Genomic DNA, 16,139 nt, shown 5'->3' on the forward strand with positions numbered 1-16,139 from the left:
CCACGGCCTCCGCCACTGCCGCTACCACGGCATCGCCAAAACCCACGTCCAACACGTGCTCACGGCAGCCGGAACCAACATCATCCGACTCCAGCGGCACCAGCCGGACAACGACCGAACCAAAGACGCGACCCGTTTCACCCGCCTCTGTCAGCAACTCAGCGACGGGACTCGAACCCGCTGACACTCCCGCACCTACTTGAAGATCGCCAACAGCATCCAGAAGTTGAGCCAGAGCCCGAGAACCGACAGCATCTGTACACGAGTTCGGGAGGCGTCGACGGTGCGTCGTGTTCGAGGTTCATGAGAACCGACAGCGCCCCAGTGCGCCCCGCCGTCGCAGAGCCTCCACTCGGGAAGCCGCGATGAGAGCCCGAGCAGCTCTGCGTAGTTCCGACGCCGTGGCGTCCGGCCACGGAGCCTCCGCAAAAACCCGTTGGCAGACCACGGCGGCCACTGCTACGTTTCCGGAGGCCGTGCGAGAGAACGAGGAGGTGGTACCCGTGAACGCAGTATCGACATGGGTGCTCCCCTCCGGGGTCACGGTCGGGCGATAGGTCGTCCGGGAGCGCCGTCTCTGAGCACTCCCGAAAGGCACGACCATGCAATTCACCTCCGAGCAACGCCTCGACGATGGCATCCTCGAACGCGAATTCACCCTCGGTGAGATCCCCGGCATCCTGTGGACACCCGCATCCGCATCCGCACCGTCGCCGCTGATCCTGCTCAGCCCCCCTCCCCTCGGGCTGCGCAAGACGTACCCCCGACTGGTGGCGCGGGCCCGACACGCCGCGGCGGACGGCTTCGCCACGGCCACCATCGAGCTCCCCGGGAGCGGCGACCGGCCTCGTTGGCCGGCTGTAGAGCAGGCCCGCGCCGACCTGCGGCGGGCGATGGAGTCCGGCGAGCCGGTCAGCGACGAGATCGTCGACGCCCTCATCCTTCCGCTGGTCGACAAGGCGGTCCCGGAATGGCAGGCCGCCCTGGACGCCCTCCTGTCGCTGCCCGAGATCGGCGGCCCGGTCGGGTACTCGGGGGGAGTGATCTCCATCGGGATCCGGCTGGCGGTGGTCGAGCCCCGCATCTCGGCTGCCGGTCTGTTCGCCGGTAGTCTCGTGCCCCGCTCCATGTTCGAGGAGGCCCGCCAGGTCACCATTCCGCTGCACGTCCTGCTGCAGTGGGACGACGAAGGGAACGACCGACAGGCGGCCCTGGACCTGTTCGACGCCTTCGGCTCCAAGGAGAAGACCCTGAACGCCAACATGGGCGGGCACACCGGCGTCCCGCAGTTCGCGGGGGACGCCGCAGCCCAGTTCTTCACCCGACACCTGAAGTGACGCCGGGCCGTCAGGCCACCAGCAGACGGTGAGCCGTGTTGGCCAGGATGCTCCTCCTCGTCGAGGGCAGGTCCCGGCCCTCCTCGGCTCTCCACACCACGGGACCCTGCCAGACTCGGCAGGGTCCCGCGCTGCCCGAAGCCATGAACCTGTTCGATGTCTGCAGAGCTTCGAGTGCTGCCCAAACTCGTGTACAGGTGCTGTCGGTTCTCGGGTTCTGGCTCAACTTCTGGGCTCTGTCGCGGATTGAGGGGTCCGTTCCGCCCAGGAACGCGTGGTGGGCATGACCTGGGCGTGATGGATGCGGCGCGTGTGGCTGACCTTCTCTTCCCTGGGATCGGTGTGGAGGTCGAGGAGGTGGTTCTCGGGGATGGCGAGGTTCGTCTCGCCGTGCGGTCGGCGGCAGCGTCGGCCGCCTGCCCGCCACATGCGGCCCTACCGCACCGGAGCGATCCCGGCGGAGGCCCCGCTGCCCCACCTGACCGTCCGCCGCGTCACTGAGTGGATCACGCGCCGACCCGAGCGGCTCGACGACACCGAACGCAAGTCCCTTGAGGACCTGTGCGAACGCAACCCCGCCCTGGCCACCACCACCCAGTACGCCCGGCGTCTGGCCACCATGGTGCGCGAACGCCGCAGCGAGCACCTGGCCCTCGACGTCTGTCTCGCCGGCGTCCGCCTCTACGGACAACCGGAACTCCGCACCCTGGCCGGCGGAATCCGCCGCGACCGGGCGGCCGTTCTCGCGGCCCTGAACACGACGCTCACCTCGGGAGCAGTCGAGGACAACGTGGCCAGGATCAAGCTGCTGAAGAGGCAGATGTATGGCCGAGCCAACTTCGACCTCCTGCGACGTCGCATCCTCCTGTCACCCTGATCAACCGGCACACACCCCTCAATCAGCGACAGAGCCCGGAAAATGATCCAGAACCAGTTTTCACCCGTCGCCGACACAGCGAGCCATGTGCGGATGCGGCCCCATTCGGTCAGAACATCGTGATCAGGCGCTGTCATGACGAGCAGTCCGCCCCATCCGGTAGTGGAGGGGCCGGCCGTCGGGACCGTCGACGACGTGGGCCGGAAGCAACTGGTCAGGCTGCGGTGAAGACGTACCTGTAGCGCCGAACGCCGTCATACCGGGGTCCTACAGAGGACTTGGCACCCCGGTATGACGGTTTCCGCTTCTCCTTGCCCGTACCGTCGCCCGTGTCCAAGGCGAACACGGAACCGAACGAGGGGGAACGGCGATGAACAGGCGAGGACGGGCCGTGGCGGCGGTGCTGCTGGCGGCGACGGCGACACTGGGCGTGATCGGCGCACCGGGCACGGCGGTGGCGGCGCCGGGGCGGGGCACCGAGCAGCAGGCCAGGGCCTGGCTGCCGCAGCCCACCGGCCCGTACCCGATCGGCACGACGTCCCTGCAGCTCACCGACGACCACCGGGACGACCCCTGGAAACCCGGACAGCACCGCAAGCTGATGATCAGCCTCTGGTACCCGACCACCCGGCCCGCCACCGGCAACGACCGCGCCCCGTACATGCTCCCCGCCGCCGCCGACCACTTCGGCAGCGCCGACAGCGTCGCCCAGAGCGAGAACCACTTCGAGCCCGGCCGCACCGACTGGACAGGCATCCGCACCCACGCCCGCACCAACGCGCCCGCCCTCCCCGGCGGCAAACGACCCGTCGTGCTGTACTCGGCGGGCTTCGGCGACCCGCGCACCTGGGGCACCGCCCTGGTGGAGGACCTCGCCTCGCGCGGCTACGTCGTCGTCACCGTCGACCACACCTACGACGCCTCCGAGGTCGCCTTTCCCGACGAGGACCTCGCCACCTCCGTCCTCCCCGCGCTGTTTGCCCAGCCCGGCCTCGACATGGACGCCCTCCTACGCAAGATGCTGCAGACCCGGGTCGACGACACCCGCTTCGTCCTGGACCGGCTCGCCGGGCTGCGCCACGACGCACAGCTGCCGGCCGGCCTCGCCGCCTCCCTCGACCTCGACCTCGACCGGATCGGCATGGTCGGCCACTCCGGGGGCGGCTCCACGGCCCTGCAGACCATGCACGACGATCCGCGCCTCAAGGCCGGCGTCAACCTCGACGGCCAGCTGCACTTCGGCACCGGGGTCCACCCGCCCCTGACCACCGTCGCCGAGGACGGCCTGACGCGGCCCTTCCTGCTCATGGGCACCCAGGAGTCCGACTCCGGCAGCTACCACCGGCAGCCCGGCTGGGACGCCCTGTGGCAGCACAGCACGGGCTGGCACGCCGACGTGACCCTCACCGGCTCCCGCCACGGCTCCTACACCGACGCCCAGTCCCTGCTCCCGCAGCTGGCCCGGCAGAGCGCGATCAGCCCGGAGAAGCTGGCCGAGGACGTCGGCGACGTCCGACCCGACCGCGCCGAGCTGGCCACCCGCTCCTACGTCGCGTCGTTCCTCGACCGCTGGCTGCGCGGCCACGACGACCACCTCCTGGACGGCCCGTCGCCGCGCTTCCCCGAGATGGTCTACGAGCGGTAATGCGCAACCGGAGCCGTGTGCGCGCGTACCCGCTCGGCCAGCACCAGGGCGGCGGTACGCACCTGTTCCACCGACTCGCGCAGCGCATCGGTCAGCCGCCGTGCCTCGGCCTCGCCGACCGGGACGGCCGGCTCCTGGTGCCGCCGCTCGCCCACATCCTCCCCCTGGCCGCCGAGGACGCCCGGCCGAGCACATCGCCCGCCTGTACGCCGCGCTCGGCCCGGCCCGGCCCGGCCCCCGACACGAGCGAATGTGTTGGGCCGGAACGGTTCGGCGGCCGAATTCGGTTCACGAATTCAGAAAATTTTTCCATCCTTTCTCGGGAGGGTGGGGCGAACCGGACATCGGGTGGGTCTCGGGACTTCTTTCTGAACAACCCGTTGACAGCAGCAGCGAAGGGGGGATTTACTGGCGCCCAGCGCACTGAATTTCCGAATTCAGGGCATTCCGTTTCATGGAGGTGACACACATGAAGATTCTGTTTGCGATCCGCAACACGCTGAGCGGTCAGGAAAGCCTCAAGAAGAAGGCCTGGTACTTCTGGTACTAAGCCGAGGAATTCGTCCCCGCCCCCGGGCGGGGACGAGCCCGGCATTCTCCCTTCCGACCGACGACCCGTCAGCCCTGCCGGCCCCGGAGACCCGCCATGCCGCTCACCGCCAGCTCGCGCACCCGCACCACGGTGTTCGCGCCGCGCCTCGCTGCCCTGCTCCGGGACCACCTGGGCCGGGACGTGTTCCGTCTGGAGCCCGACACCGTCGGAGTGGCCGGCCCCGAGGCCATGGACCGCATCCTGGCCGCCCGCCGCGCCACCGAGACCGAGCGGCCCACCTTCAAGCCGCTGCACGGCCGCTCGATAGGCCGCCCCGAGGCCGCCGCGATCATGCGGACCATCGGCGCCGACGTGCGCGCGGCCCTGAAGAATCCCATTCCGGAGAATGTCGACCTCAGCGGTCCGTGGCCGATCACCGGCCATTTCTTCCTGCGCGACCTCATTCTCGGGAACGATCCGTACCGGCTCCGACTGCTGATGAGCCGCTATCTGGAATTGACGCCGAAACTCACCTGGTCGGTCATCGCGGCCGGCGCCGCGCTGCCCCGGCGCCCCCGGCCGGACGACCGGCTGACGGCGCTGGCCGGCCTCTTCACCGACGCCGCCGGCTACCAGGACCGCCGCTATGCGATGGGGATGTACCGGCGCGCCGCCGCCCCGGTCTGCTTCACCGTCTCCACCCTGGTGGCCAACGCGCTCTGGCTCGGTGCGCCGTTCGACGAGGACGTCTCCAACCGCAACCTCATCCACGAGTCGGCCCGGCTGCTGCCGCCGTCCTGGAACATCCTGCGCTACGCCTCCCCGGAGTATCCGGCCATCGACCAGCGGATCGGGCCGGCCGACGACGTGCTGATCCTGCCGCTGCTCTCACACCGCGACCCGGCGCTGTGGGACGCCCCGGAGAAGTTCCGCCCCGAGCGCTGGGACTCGCTCGACCCGGACACCGTTCCCGGCTACCTGCCGTTCGGCCACAGCTCCGAACGCTGCTGGGGCCGCCACATGGTGATGCCGCTGGCCGAGCTGCTGCTCGACCTGATCCGGCGTCAGGGCCTGACCGTCGACCCGGAGCAGCAGCGGGCCAAGGTGCCGCTGGTCGGACTGCTCGGCGTCGAGGAGGTCCGACTGGTCGGGGGCCACCGTGGCCGCCGCTGAGCCGACCGCCGCAGCGGCCGCGCCCGTGGCTGCCACCGAGCCGACCACCCCGGCGACTGCGTCCGCAGCCGCCGCTGAGCCGAGCGGTGCGGCCGCTGCTGAGCCACTCGTCGCCGAACCGGTGCCGGTCGGCGCGGAGTTCTTCGCCCACCAGCACCAGGAGTACCGGCGCTGGCGCGAGCAGGGCGTCGTGCGGCGGGTCCGGTTCGGCGAGCCGGTGCCGATCGAGGGCTGGCTGGTCACCGGCCACGCCGCCTGCCGCGCCGCGCTGGCCGATCCCCGGCTGAGCAAGGAGGGCGCCGCCGAGCGGTACGGCGCGCTGCTCGGCAACACCGAGGGCCCCGGCGCCGGCCTGATGCGCCACATGCTCAACACCGACCCTCCCCACCACACCCGGCTGCGCCGGCTGGTCCAACAGGCCTTCACCGCCCGCCGGGTGGCCGCGCTGCGCCCCCTGGTCGAGGCCCGGGTCGACCGCCTGCTGGACGCCCTGGCGGGTCGCGCCGAGGCCGACCTGATCGCGGACTTCGCACTGCCGCTGCCCCTCGGGGTGATATCCGACCTGCTCGGCGCACCGGCGGACGGCCGCACCGCCCTGCAGGTGCGCGGCAACGCCGAGGCCGAGGGCGACGGCGAAGTCTCGGTGCCGACCGCCGAGTCGATGCTGCGGCACATCCAGGAGCTGCTGGACCACAAGCGCGAGCACCCGGCCGACGACCTGCTCAGCAGCCTGTTGGCGGCCCGCGACGGTGACGACCGGCTGACCGGGCCGGAGATCACCTCGATGTGCTTCCTGCTGGTGCTGGCCGGCCACCAGACCACCGTCAACCTGATCGCCAACGGCATGCTTACCCTGCTCGACCACCCGGAGGAGCTCGCCGCACTGCGCGCCGACCCGAACCTGCTGGCCGGTGCGATCGACGAAATGCTGCGCTACGAGAGCCCGTTCGCGATCGCCTCGCTGCGCTACACCACCGAGCCGGTGGTCATCGCCGGCACCAGGATCCCGGCGGGGGAGTTCGTGCAGCTCGGTCTGCTGGCCGCCAACCGCGACCCGGCCGCCTTCCCGGACCCGGATCGGTTCGACATCACCCGGGACGGTACCGGGCACCTGGCGTTCGGCCACGGCATCCACCACTGCCTGGGCGCGCCGCTGGCCCGGCTGCAGGCCGAGGTGGCGTTCGGCCGACTGTTCCGGCGCTGGCCCGCACTGCGGCTGGCCGAGCGGCCGGTGTGGCAGGAGAACCCGAGGCACCACGGACTACTGCGACTGCCGGTGCTCCTTGGCTAGGGTCGGGGCTACCAGCGGGTGACGGCAGCGGAAGGGGCGGTCGGGACGGCCGGGGCACTGCTCACCGCCAACGCGCCCGCGCCGAGGACCGCCTCCGCGCCGCCCGCGACACCGGCCTGCGCCGAAGCATCTGATCCGGCTTGCTGACGGCCTGGACCGCTGGCCTCGGGTATGTGCGTGAGGCCACCCGCCAGGGGCCCACGGCGGTCCGGGACGGCGCAGTGAGGGGTTCTGGCGCGTCTGCCGGGACGCCTTCCGGGGTGTCGTGCTCGTAGTAGTTGCGGGCGGCCATGTCGTCGGAGTGCTCCTGCGCTACGGCCTGCAGCTTCGCGTTCACGGTGAGCGGCTTGCAGCCGGCCTTGGCACGTTCGGCGTTGACCGCGTCGACGATCTGCTGGGCGAACTGGGCAGCGGTACCGGTCGCCGGTGTCCCCGCGACCGGCGCGCTGCGTGTGGCGGCACTGGTGGGCCTGGGGCCCGCAGGAATCGCCGGGGCACTGCTCGCCGGGATCGCCGGAGCACTGCTCGTCGGCCTCGCCTGGGTCCTCCGAACGGTAGGCGTACCGCTCGGCGTACCGGTGGGCGTGCTGGTCGCCGGCGGGGTCGCCGCGGCACTCGCCGTCGCGGTCGCAGTGCCCGCCCAGCTCGGCGTACCGGTCGGCTGAGCCGACGCGACAGCCTCCTACCGGCCCACCGGACCGGTGGGTCCGGCGTCGGTGACGACCAGGGCGATGGGCGGGTATCCGGCGCGGGTGTGCCGGGGTAGGCGCGGTCCAGTGCTTGAACTTGGTCCGCTCGTACCCTGTCCGGTCTTCATCCGCCACCGTCAGGTTGTCGATGGCCTCGGTCAGCGTGGTGGTGAGGCAGCCGCGCCCAGCCGTCGACTGGGCACAGCACTCATCCAGGTCAATGTCGAGAAGATCGTCCAGGAGCCCGGACAATGACCGCATGAGGAGGCGGGTGCTGTGGGCAGGCTTGCTGTATCTGGCCGTAGTCGCGGCGGGAGTCGGGTGGTACGTGCTCCACTTCGGCCCGACCAGCTCAGTCCTGGGCAGCGCCGTCGGCGCACTCGTCGCCCTGCTCGGGCTGCCTGCTGCACTCCGTGGCGTCCTGCTTCGCGGCAAAGCCGGCTCAGCACCGCTCCCGTTGGAGACGGTGGCTGACGGGCTCGCCCGTAGCGTGCGCATGCAGTGGGAGGCCGAGGTTAAGTTGCGTCGCCTCGACGACCCCTACCGTCTGCCGATCTCCTGGACCACGGCCGACGACGATCTGGTCGAACCATGGCCGCTCCTTCGGGACATGGCCGAGAACTGGCCCGGCAACCTGCCCAGTGACCGGGCCTCTTGGGCTGCTGGCCCGGAGGAGCTGGTCGGCCAAGGTGGCGATATCGGCCAGATCTTCCGCCAGCGCGTGCCCACCCGCCGCCTGGTGGTCCTGGGCGAGCCCGGTGCAGGGAAGACCATGCTCCTCGTACGCCTGATTCAGGACCTGCTGAAACACCGGTCAGCCGGCGCCCCGGTCCCGGTCTTGTTCCCCCTTGCCTCGTGGGATCCGGCCCGACGACCCCTGTACGACTGGCTAGCCGATCAGCTTGTCCGGGACTTCCCCGCCCTGCATAACCCCGCGCCCGTCGACCCCGCGCAGACGAGCCCCGACACCCAAGCCCGCGCCCTGCTGGACCAGCAGATGATCCTGCCCATCCTCGACGGCCTGGACGAACTCGCCCCCGCTCTGCGCACCCCGGCGTTGGAAGCGGTCAACGGGGACCTGCCTGCCGACCAACCGCTGGTGCTCTCCAGCCACACCGAGGAGTACCGGGACGCCGTGACCTCGCCAGCGCCGGCCACGGCGCGTCTGAACGGCGCCGCCGGCATCCGTCTTCTGCCGCTGGACTCCACGACCGCCGTCGCCTACCTGAGGCGTGCCGCAGGTGAAACCGGCACCGAAGATGCAGCCCGCTGGAACGGCGTCGCTGCTTGCCTGGGCACCAACGCACCCGCCGCTCAGGCCCTGAGCACCCCTCTCGGGCTGTTCCTGGCTCGCACCATCTACAACCGCCGGCCCGGTGAACCCCACACCCTCCTCGCCCACCCCGACGAGCTCGTCAACCGGACCAACCTCCCCACCCGCCAGGACGTTGAGGCCCACCTGTTCTCAGCCTTCATCCCCGCCGCCTACCGGCGCTACCCCGGGCGTTCCTCCCGCTGGACGGCCGAGCAGGCCCAGCGCACCTTCACCTTCCTGGCCCGCCATCTGCAGCACACCCTGAACGGAACCCCCAACCTCGCCTGGTGGGAGCTCCGCAAAGCCCTTCCCAGGTACCGGTCAGCACTCCTGGTGGCCCTGCTGGTCGCCGTCCCGATCGGCCTCATGTGGGGGCTCCTGTCCGGGCTTTGGTATGGGCTCATCGCCGGTCCCATCCTGGGGGCCACGGTCGGAACGTACGCGTACCCGTGGGACGAAAGCCCGAGCATGGAGATCCACTGGACGATGAATCGGTCCCAGCTTCGGGGTGAACTCGTGACCCTCGTCGGAGTCGCGCTCGTCATCGTTTTTGGCACCGGGTTTGACCGCCGGTACCTGTCGGCGCTCAGCATCTCTCTTGCGATCGGGCTGATGGGGCATCTCACGCCGGTGCCGCCTGACCTGGCCACGACAGTGGGACCGGCGGTGGTCCTGGCCCGGGACCGGCGTACTTTCTGGACTGTTTGGCTCACAAGCGGTCTCGCCGTCGGGCTCGCCCTCGGCCTGCTCGGCGGACCCGCGAGCGGGCTCGTGGGCTTGTTCGTTTTTGGGCTCGCGTTCAGCTCCACCAAGTCGGTGTGGTTGAACTTCATGACGGCGCGGCTGTGGCTGGCGGTCCTCGGTCTGGTGCCCTGGCGCCTGATGGCGTTCCTAGCGGACGCGCACCAGCGGCGGGGCGTACTTCGGCAAGTGGGGGCGGTGTACCAGTTCCGCCATCTCGACCTCCAGCGTCACCTTGCCGACCAGGAGAGCCCTGACCGCCTCAGGCCTCCGAAAGACCGGCACTGACCCGCAGAGCCTGCGCCGACGCCCGGCGCCCACAGCCGCATGACACCTGGTCAGATCCGTAACACGGCCCCTCGTTGCACCCCACCGCAACACCACGTTGCACCCCCGTGCTGCACCCCGGCTGTGCCGTGACACCGGACCTTGAGCGCGTGCCAGCGAAGATCGGCGGACGCGAGTTCGTGACACCGAAGATTGACCGCAGGTCAGAGGCCCTGCGCTTGGGTTCCGGGTTCTCGTTGGAGCGCCATCCGGTAGGCGGCCGGGGTAACGCCGTAGGTGCGGGTGAACCATCGCGTGAGGTGGGCCTGGTCAGCGAAGCCGGCCTCGACGGCCGCCGTCGACGGTGCTGTGCCCTCGGCCAGGAGTGCGCGGGCTCGGCGCAGCCGCAGATCGCGTTGGTGGTCGCTGGGGGTGAAGCCGTACTCTGGAACCGGGCTACACCCGCCGAGACCCCGCCTCCGCCAGCGCCTACTTCGCCCAAGTCGGCCTGCACGGATCCTTCTGGGGACTGGCCGACGAATGCTGAGGATTTGATGACGGCGGGATGCGGCTGTCCCTGGCCGCCGTGCGCGTACTGGTGATCGAGGACAACGACGACCTGCGGTTCGCCGTCACCGCCGCGCTGCGCGGTGACAGTCTGGCCGTCGACGAGGCGGCGGACCTGTCGGCCGCCGGCGCCCAGCGGGTCCTGGGCGTCGAAGGGCGGGACCACGACGGTCCCACCCTTCTGACGATCAGCCTGTAGAGCCGATGTTCCGTCAATAGTCGATCGTGTGGCCACCGATGATCTGCCGGCTGGGGCCGGTGGTCGGCAGGCCCGCCTTGGGTCGGTACACGGTGAAGTACTCGCGGAAGTCGGCGGCGTGGTAGCGGGCCATCAGCTGGAGGTCCTTGTTCCAACTGCCGCCGTCGGGTCCGTCGGCGGCCCACAGGTCGAGCAGGGAGCCGCCGATGCGGCCCTGGACGGTGTCGCCCTTGTCCCAGGTGGTGGTGGGGTCGTTGTGCAGGTCGACGGACTGGCCGTCGGAGTAGACGTAGCGGTGGTCGCCGAGGGTGTAGGCGGCGACCGCGTCGGCGAAGGCCTCGGTCCAGGCGCAGCCCCCGGTGCTGGCGACCTCGAAGGTGTGGTTCTCGCAGCCCGGGGCATCGGGGAACCAGTGGTCGGACAGCTCGAAGTGGAGCCAGTGGCCGGCCTCGTGGAGGATGAGGTGCCGGGAGTCGGGATCCTCGGCGGCGAGGACGACGTCGCGGCTCTCCGGGTCGAAGAAGCCGCCCTTGGTGGCGGTCGGGGACCAGGTGAAGGTCAGTTCGTCGCAGCCGCCGGCGCTCTGGTGGTCGGTCCAGCAGGGTGAGCCGGTGGTGTTGGCGGCGTTGGCCTTGCGGTAGAGGTCGCCGAGGGTGTCGACGATCTTCCAGGCACCCTGCTGCTCCGCGGGGGCCTTCACGGTGCCCAGGTCCCGGCTGGCCGCGATGTCGGTCAGGTGCGGGGTGTCGAAGGAGTACTCCGCCCGGGTGGTGGGGTCGACGGCCTTCCAGAGGTTGCCGTTGCTGGAGCGGAACGTGAGGTGGAGCTCCGGCAGTGGGCCGGTCTGGTCGGAGCAGGCCTCGAACCTACCGTCGTGCTGGTCGGTGCGGCCGGTGGCGAGCAGCTGCTCGGCCCCGCTGGCCGAGGTCCTGCCCCAGAGCTGCCAGGTGGTGCCGCGGGCGACGGAGGTGGTGAGCTGCTTGACCTTGTCCGGGCCGGCTTCGGCGTCGTGGTGGTCGTAGGCGAGCGTCCCGGTGAGGCAGATACGGCCGGGGCCACCGGTCGTGGGCGGCGCGCCGGTGTCCGCCGGTGCGGACCCGACGGCCCGGTCACCGCTGGTACCGCCCGACGAACTGCACGAGGCCAGGGCCACGACAGCCGTCAGTACGGCGAGCGCCGGTACCACCCCGGCCCGGCGTCGGGCGGCAGCGCGTCGGCCGGCCCCGACGTCACCGGTGGCCGACGCGGCAGCGGGCAGGTGGGCGGTACGGGGCTGAGGGCACAAGGGGTACTCCGTCGCAGGGTGGTCTTCGCTGAGTGCCGGCCGGGCCGTGCGCGGACGTCGGTACGGCCGACCCGGCTGAGGTGCCGCGTCGGCGCGGCCGACCGATCGCGGTGCGCGGCGCAGGGGCGCGCGGGCGGGGCCGCCCACAGGGGAGCGGCGGCCCCGCCCGCGCGCCGGCGACGGCATCATCGTCCAGGTCACATGAGGTTCGGATGAGGACAGCGGCTATCCTTTCCCGCCGTGCGCGTACTGGTGATCGAAGATGATGACGACCTGCGGTTCGCCGTTGCCGCCGCCCTGCGTGGCGGTGGGCTGGCCGTCGACGAGGTGGCCGACCTGCCGGCTGCGGACGAGGCGCTGTTCGTCACCGACTACGACTGCGCGGTCTTCGACCGGATGCTCCCCGCCGGCGACGCCGTCGACTACGTGCAGCGGCTGCGCCGCACCGGCCGGACCGTGCCGGTGCTGTTCCTCACCGCCCGTGACCAGGTCGCCGACCGGGTCGCCGGCTTCGACGCCGGCGGCGACGACTACCTGGTGAAGCCGTTCGCCGCGCCCGAGCTGGTCGCCAGGGTGCGCAGCCTGTGCCGCCGTGCCGGCACCGTCCGGCCGCCCGTGCACCGCATCGCCGACCTGGAGATCGACACCGCCCGCCGCCAGGTCCGCCGCGCCGGGGTGCTCCTCGTCCTCACGAGCAAGGAGTTCTCCGTCCTCGAACTCCTCGCGACCCGCGCCGACCAGGCCGTCCCGCGTGCCGAACTGATCGAGAAGTGCTGGGACGAGATGGCCGAACCCAACTCCAACGTCCTGGACGTCCTCGTCTCCCAACTGCGTCGCAAGCTCGGCGACCCGCAGCTGATCCACACCGTCCGCGGCACCGGCTACCGGCTCGCCGAGGCCGGCCGATGAGGGCACGGCCGAGACGGGCGGCCCGGACACCCGCCGAGATCCGGGCCCGCCGACTGCGCAGGCGCCTGACCGCGCTGTTCACCCTGACCAGCGCGGTCGGCCTGATCGGCCTGGCCACCTTCGCCGTGCACCACGACGGCGTCTCCCGGAGCCAACAGACCGACAGCGAGCTCAAACTCCAGATCACCCAGGCCATCTCCGGCCTCGCCTCCGACGACAACGGAGCCCTGGAGGCGCACGCCGTCGGCGACTACGTGGAAGCCGGCTGCCCGACCCTGTACGTCTTCTCCGACACCGACGGAAAACTCACCCCCGCCTACACCCCGCCCAAGCCCTGCGCGCACGCCCGCCCCGCCGACATCCAGGCGATCGCCGCCGCATCGGTCCAGCAGGACACCAGGGTCATGACCGACGCCCGCGGCACCGACGGCCACCCGCTACGGCTGGTGGCCGGAGTCTTCACCGGAAGCGACGGCCAGAGCACCGGCGGCGCGATCGTCGCGGCCGCCGACCTCACCACCGACCAGGCCGCCCACCGTGAGCTGGCGGCACTGCTGACCGCCGGCTGCGCGGTCCTGCTCGCCCTGTCCGCCGCCGCCGGCCACCTGCTCTCCGGCCGCGCGATCCGACCCGCCCTCACCGCCCTCCAGCAACAGGAGGCGTTCCTCGCCGACGCGGCCCACGACCTGCGCACCCCCACCGCCTCCCTGCGACTGCTCGCCGAGACCGCCCGGCACGGCGACGGCCCGACCCGCGACGCAGCCCTCGAACGCACCGTCCGCCTGGCGGACCGGATGGGTGACCTCGTCGACGGCCTGCTCACCCGCGCCCGCCTCACCGCCGGCGTCACCGTCCTCGCCCGGGAACCGCTGCGCCTGGACCAACTGGTCGAGGCCGTCGTCGACGACACCCCCGCCAACGGCCACAGCATCACGGTCCGCACCGAGCCCGCCGTCGTCGACGCCGACCCCGACCTGCTCCGTCGGGCCGTCGCCAACCTGCTCGGCAACGCGCTCACGCACGGCCACACGTCGGGCGAACCGGCCGAGGTCCACCTCACCGTCACACCCGAGGGCACGCTCACGGTCGACGACGCCGGACCGGGCATCCCACCCGACCTGGCAGACTCGCTCTTCGAACGTTTCCGCAGCGGCTCCGGATCCACCGGCCTCGGCCTGTCCATCGCCTCCTGGATCGCCCACGCCCACGGCGGCTCCCTCACCGCATCCGGCAGCCCGCTGGGCGGCGCCCGCTTCACACTCCACCTGCCCGCGCGCCGGCGGCGTTCGGACAGGTAGACATACGCACGCTGACCGGTCATGCCTCCGCCCGCCCCGGGCGGAGGCACTGCGGTGGATGCCGAACTTCGGCCCGCGGGCGTGCAGGTAGGAGCCGAGCCAGGCCACGCCGTGCGGGAACTCGGCGGGATCAACGGTCAGGTTGCCGCTCGCGTCGCGGGTGATGGACATCCAGCAGTCGTCCCAGGCCGTGCAGTGCGTCAACCGCACCCTGATCGACGAATGGGCCTACGCACGGCCCCACCGAACCGAACAGGAACGACGCGACACCTACCCCGACTGGCTCCACACCTGTAATCACCACCGCGGACACACCCCACTCGAAGGTGAGCCACCCGCCGGCCGCGTCGCCGACCTCACGGGACAGGCCCTGACTCACTTGCGAGCGGCGGCGGTCCGCTCCTGGAGCTGCTGGTCGTAGAGGCTGGCGGGCGCCACCGCCGCACCCGGCGACTGCAGTTCGCCGTTGCTGCCGCCGAGGACGGTGCCGGTGCAGCCGATCGCCCAGTTGTGGGCGGTCGGCGGGTCCTGGACCTCGGTGCCCTGGGTGGTGCAGTTCCAGGCGGTCGCGTTGGCGTCCGACCAGCCGTGGCCGGAGCCGCGGTCGCCGTTGTTCACCATCAGCAGGTTGCCCTGGACGTTGACGTCGTCGTAGAGGGTGCCGCTGTCCCAGCGCTCGTGACCGCCCGCGTCGTAACTGACGTCCGTCTGGGTGGCGGTGCACTTGGAGAAGACGTTCGGGCCCGAGGTGCGCTTGTACGGCACGAAGGCGTGCACCTTGGGAGCCGTCAGCGCGCAGTTCTGGATCAGGTTCTGCTGACCGCCGAGCAGGAAACCGAAGGAGCGGGCCGAGCTGTCCGTGGTCAGCATGTTCAGCGCGGAGACGTGGTCCTCGGTGATCCGGCGGCTCTGCTCGCTCGGGAAGGCCACCCCGTAGTCCCCGAAGTGCTGGGTGGTGACGTTGCGCACCCAGGAGTCCTGGACGGCGTCGAACTGGGCGAAGCCCGAATTGTAGAAGTCCTGGGCGTAGTTGGGGTCGGCGCCCATCGCCTGTCCGTCGGCGGTGAGGTTCTCCAGACCGACGAGGTCGATCCGCGGGAAGGTGTAGTGGTAGACGGTCGCGTTGGTGTACTGCTTCTCAAGCGCGGTGGTCAGCGGGGCGTCGAAGGTGATGGTGTTGCCCTTGACGGCGGTGATCCGGCGCTCCGAGCGCAGGCTCCAGTTCGGCTGCCAGACGTTCTGCATACCGAGCGCGTCGATCCAGGCCTGGGTGGTCGGGCGCTCGATCACGATCTCGTCGCCGACCTTGAACCCGGCTGCGGAGGCGAGGCTGAGCGACTGGCCGCCGACCGGGACGTAGTCGTCGGTCACCGCCTGGGGTGAACCCACCGTGGCGTAGGTCGAGTTGCCGCCGATGGTCAGCAGCATCCGGGCGTTGGCGCCGCTCGCCGCGAGCGTGGTGTCGGCCGCGTTGGCGGAGGCGCCGCGCAGCACCACTCCGGAGGCGGTGATGTTGAGCGTGCCGGCGATGCGGTAGGTGCCGCGGGCGAGTTGGACGGCGCCACGGAAGCCGTTGGCGTCCAGCGGGAGGGCGGACACCTGGTTGATCGCCGCCTGGACGGCGGCGGTGTCGTCCTGGCCGCCGGGGGCGGGGACGGTGGCCTTGACCGGGACGTTCGTCGGCAGCGCGACGCCGCCGCCCTGGTAGCCCGCGTAGGAGTAGTCGGGGATGCGGTTGCCCTGGGCGTCGTGGCCGTAGACCAGGTGGTTGTCGGTAAAGCTGATCCACTTGCCCGACGTGGGGTCGCTCGATCGCGCCGGGCCGGGGTGGCTGGTGCTCGCCTGAGCCGGATGGTGCACGGTGGCGAGGCAGGCGGTGCCGGCCAGCAGGCCGAGGGCGGCGAGCACGGCGTAGCCGACGGGACGGCGGCGCTTGGCGCGGGTCGTCATGGGGCGCTCCGGAGACTTTTCAGAGGCTTCGTCAAGGTGTGGACGCAGCACGGCAGATGGCGGA

Annotated in this window: 17 protein-coding genes and 1 pseudogene; 12 read left to right on the forward strand and 6 right to left on the reverse strand. The window is 71.0% G+C overall.

The window, feature by feature from the left end; translation table 11 throughout:
• The 4 genes from ABZW30_RS40825 to ABZW30_RS40840 form a co-directional block, all read left to right on the forward strand.
• On the forward strand, positions 1-184 hold a 184-nt coding region (locus tag ABZW30_RS40825), incomplete at its 5' end, for a transposase (protein WP_355676375.1).
• Positions 185-602: 418 nt separating this feature from the next.
• Positions 603-1,337, forward strand: coding sequence for an alpha/beta hydrolase (locus ABZW30_RS40830; RefSeq protein WP_355676376.1), 735 nt, complete (start codon positions 603-605; stop codon positions 1,335-1,337).
• A gap of 370 nt (positions 1,338-1,707) precedes the next feature.
• Positions 1,708-2,214, forward strand: coding sequence for a transposase (locus ABZW30_RS40835; protein WP_355676377.1), 507 nt, complete (start codon positions 1,708-1,710; stop codon positions 2,212-2,214).
• A 370-nt stretch (positions 2,215-2,584) separates the two neighbouring features.
• Complete coding sequence (locus ABZW30_RS40840) at positions 2,585-3,859, forward strand: esterase (protein WP_355676378.1); 1,275 nt, start codon at positions 2,585-2,587, stop codon at positions 3,857-3,859.
• On the opposite strand, the gene ABZW30_RS40845 is transcribed toward ABZW30_RS40840, so the two are convergent.
• On the reverse strand, positions 3,847-4,014 hold the full coding sequence (locus ABZW30_RS40845) for a hypothetical protein (RefSeq protein WP_355676379.1): 168 nt from the start codon (positions 4,012-4,014) through the stop codon (positions 3,847-3,849). The genes ABZW30_RS40840 and ABZW30_RS40845 overlap by 13 nt on opposite strands.
• A gap of 314 nt (positions 4,015-4,328) precedes the next feature.
• Between ABZW30_RS40845 and ABZW30_RS40850 the strand changes: the two genes are divergently transcribed.
• The 3 genes from ABZW30_RS40850 to ABZW30_RS40860 all read left to right on the forward strand — a co-directional run bounded on the left by ABZW30_RS40850 (position 4,329) and on the right by ABZW30_RS40860 (position 6,855).
• Positions 4,329-4,409, forward strand: coding sequence for a tryptorubin family RiPP precursor (locus ABZW30_RS40850; RefSeq protein ID WP_355676402.1), 81 nt, complete (start codon positions 4,329-4,331; stop codon positions 4,407-4,409).
• A gap of 96 nt (positions 4,410-4,505) precedes the next feature.
• Entirely contained in the window at positions 4,506-5,564 is a 1,059-nt protein-coding gene (locus ABZW30_RS40855) for a cytochrome P450 (RefSeq protein WP_355676380.1), read from the forward strand.
• Complete coding sequence (locus tag ABZW30_RS40860; RefSeq protein WP_355676381.1) at positions 5,551-6,855, forward strand: cytochrome P450; 1,305 nt, start codon at positions 5,551-5,553, stop codon at positions 6,853-6,855. Before ABZW30_RS40855 ends, ABZW30_RS40860 begins: the two co-directional genes overlap by 14 nt.
• A 61-nt stretch (positions 6,856-6,916) precedes the next feature.
• On the opposite strand, the gene ABZW30_RS40865 is transcribed toward ABZW30_RS40860, so the two are convergent.
• A complete protein-coding gene (locus ABZW30_RS40865) occupies positions 6,917-7,192 on the reverse strand; it encodes a hypothetical protein (RefSeq protein WP_355676382.1) in 276 nt (91 codons plus the stop codon).
• Positions 7,193-7,229: 37 nt separating this feature from the next.
• Here ABZW30_RS40865 and ABZW30_RS40870 point away from each other — a divergent pair, with 37 nt between their 5' ends.
• Both ABZW30_RS40870 and ABZW30_RS40875 read left to right on the forward strand, forming a co-directional pair.
• Positions 7,230-7,520 carry a hypothetical protein gene (locus ABZW30_RS40870; protein WP_355676383.1) on the forward strand — a complete coding sequence of 97 codons (291 nt, stop codon included), beginning with the start codon at positions 7,230-7,232 and terminating at the stop codon, positions 7,518-7,520.
• 283 nt (positions 7,521-7,803) lie between these two features.
• Positions 7,804-9,888: an NACHT domain-containing protein gene (locus tag ABZW30_RS40875; RefSeq protein WP_355676384.1), complete on the forward strand. Its 2,085-nt coding sequence runs from the start codon at positions 7,804-7,806 to the stop codon at positions 9,886-9,888.
• Positions 9,889-10,091: 203 nt separating this feature from the next.
• Here the strand turns inward: ABZW30_RS40875 and ABZW30_RS40880 are convergent, their stop codons facing one another.
• Positions 10,092-10,418 carry a helix-turn-helix domain-containing protein gene (locus tag ABZW30_RS40880; RefSeq protein ID WP_355676403.1) on the reverse strand — a complete coding sequence of 109 codons (327 nt, stop codon included), beginning with the start codon at positions 10,416-10,418 and terminating at the stop codon, positions 10,092-10,094.
• A gap of 14 nt (positions 10,419-10,432) precedes the next feature.
• On the opposite strand from ABZW30_RS40880, the gene ABZW30_RS40885 reads away from it, so the two are divergent.
• Positions 10,433-10,633 (forward strand): hypothetical protein, encoded by a 201-nt coding sequence (locus ABZW30_RS40885; protein WP_355676385.1) that lies wholly within the window; start codon positions 10,433-10,435, stop codon positions 10,631-10,633.
• Between the two features lie 13 nt (positions 10,634-10,646).
• On the opposite strand, the gene ABZW30_RS40890 is transcribed toward ABZW30_RS40885, so the two are convergent.
• Positions 10,647-11,918: a metalloprotease gene (locus tag ABZW30_RS40890; protein WP_355676386.1), complete on the reverse strand. Its 1,272-nt coding sequence runs from the start codon at positions 11,916-11,918 to the stop codon at positions 10,647-10,649.
• A gap of 240 nt (positions 11,919-12,158) precedes the next feature.
• On the opposite strand from ABZW30_RS40890, the gene ABZW30_RS40895 reads away from it, so the two are divergent.
• Complete coding sequence (locus ABZW30_RS40895; RefSeq protein WP_355676387.1) at positions 12,159-12,827, forward strand: response regulator transcription factor; 669 nt, start codon at positions 12,159-12,161, stop codon at positions 12,825-12,827.
• Positions 12,824-14,125 (forward strand): HAMP domain-containing sensor histidine kinase, encoded by a 1,302-nt coding sequence (locus ABZW30_RS40900; RefSeq protein ID WP_355676388.1) that lies wholly within the window; start codon positions 12,824-12,826, stop codon positions 14,123-14,125. The genes ABZW30_RS40895 and ABZW30_RS40900 overlap by 4 nt, the downstream gene beginning before the upstream one ends.
• Before the next feature lie 108 nt (positions 14,126-14,233).
• Here ABZW30_RS40900 and ABZW30_RS40905 read toward each other — a convergent pair.
• Both ABZW30_RS40905 and ABZW30_RS40910 read right to left on the reverse strand, forming a co-directional pair.
• A pseudogene (locus ABZW30_RS40905) lies at positions 14,234-14,296 on the reverse strand (hypothetical protein); the annotation flags it as partial.
• A gap of 204 nt (positions 14,297-14,500) precedes the next feature.
• Complete coding sequence (locus tag ABZW30_RS40910; RefSeq protein WP_355676389.1) at positions 14,501-16,075, reverse strand: peptidoglycan-binding protein; 1,575 nt, start codon at positions 16,073-16,075, stop codon at positions 14,501-14,503.
• Between the last annotated feature and the right edge of the window lie 64 nt (positions 16,076-16,139).

It is taken from the genome of Kitasatospora sp. NPDC004669 (genome assembly GCF_040609455.1).
GTDB lineage: Bacteria > Actinomycetota > Actinomycetes > Streptomycetales > Streptomycetaceae > Kitasatospora.

Excerpts from the sequence above, each read along its gene's own strand:
- ABZW30_RS40840 (WP_355676378.1), top strand. The coding sequence starts at position 2,585 with ATGAACAGGCGAGGACGGGCCGTGGCGGCGGTGCTGCTGGCGGCGACG.
- ABZW30_RS40900 (WP_355676388.1), top strand. The coding sequence starts at position 12,824 with ATGAGGGCACGGCCGAGACGGGCGGCCCGGACACCCGCCGAGATCCGG.
- ABZW30_RS40885 (WP_355676385.1), top strand. The coding sequence starts at position 10,433 with ATGCGGCTGTCCCTGGCCGCCGTGCGCGTACTGGTGATCGAGGACAAC.
- ABZW30_RS40875 (WP_355676384.1), top strand. The coding sequence starts at position 7,804 with ATGAGGAGGCGGGTGCTGTGGGCAGGCTTGCTGTATCTGGCCGTAGTC.
- ABZW30_RS40835 (WP_355676377.1), top strand. The coding sequence starts at position 1,708 with ATGGCGAGGTTCGTCTCGCCGTGCGGTCGGCGGCAGCGTCGGCCGCCT.
- ABZW30_RS40830 (WP_355676376.1), top strand. The coding sequence starts at position 603 with ATGCAATTCACCTCCGAGCAACGCCTCGACGATGGCATCCTCGAACGC.
- ABZW30_RS40910 (WP_355676389.1), bottom strand. The coding sequence starts at position 16,075 with ATGACGACCCGCGCCAAGCGCCGCCGTCCCGTCGGCTACGCCGTGCTC.
- ABZW30_RS40850 (WP_355676402.1), top strand. The coding sequence starts at position 4,329 with ATGAAGATTCTGTTTGCGATCCGCAACACGCTGAGCGGTCAGGAAAGC.
- ABZW30_RS40855 (WP_355676380.1), top strand. The coding sequence starts at position 4,506 with ATGCCGCTCACCGCCAGCTCGCGCACCCGCACCACGGTGTTCGCGCCG.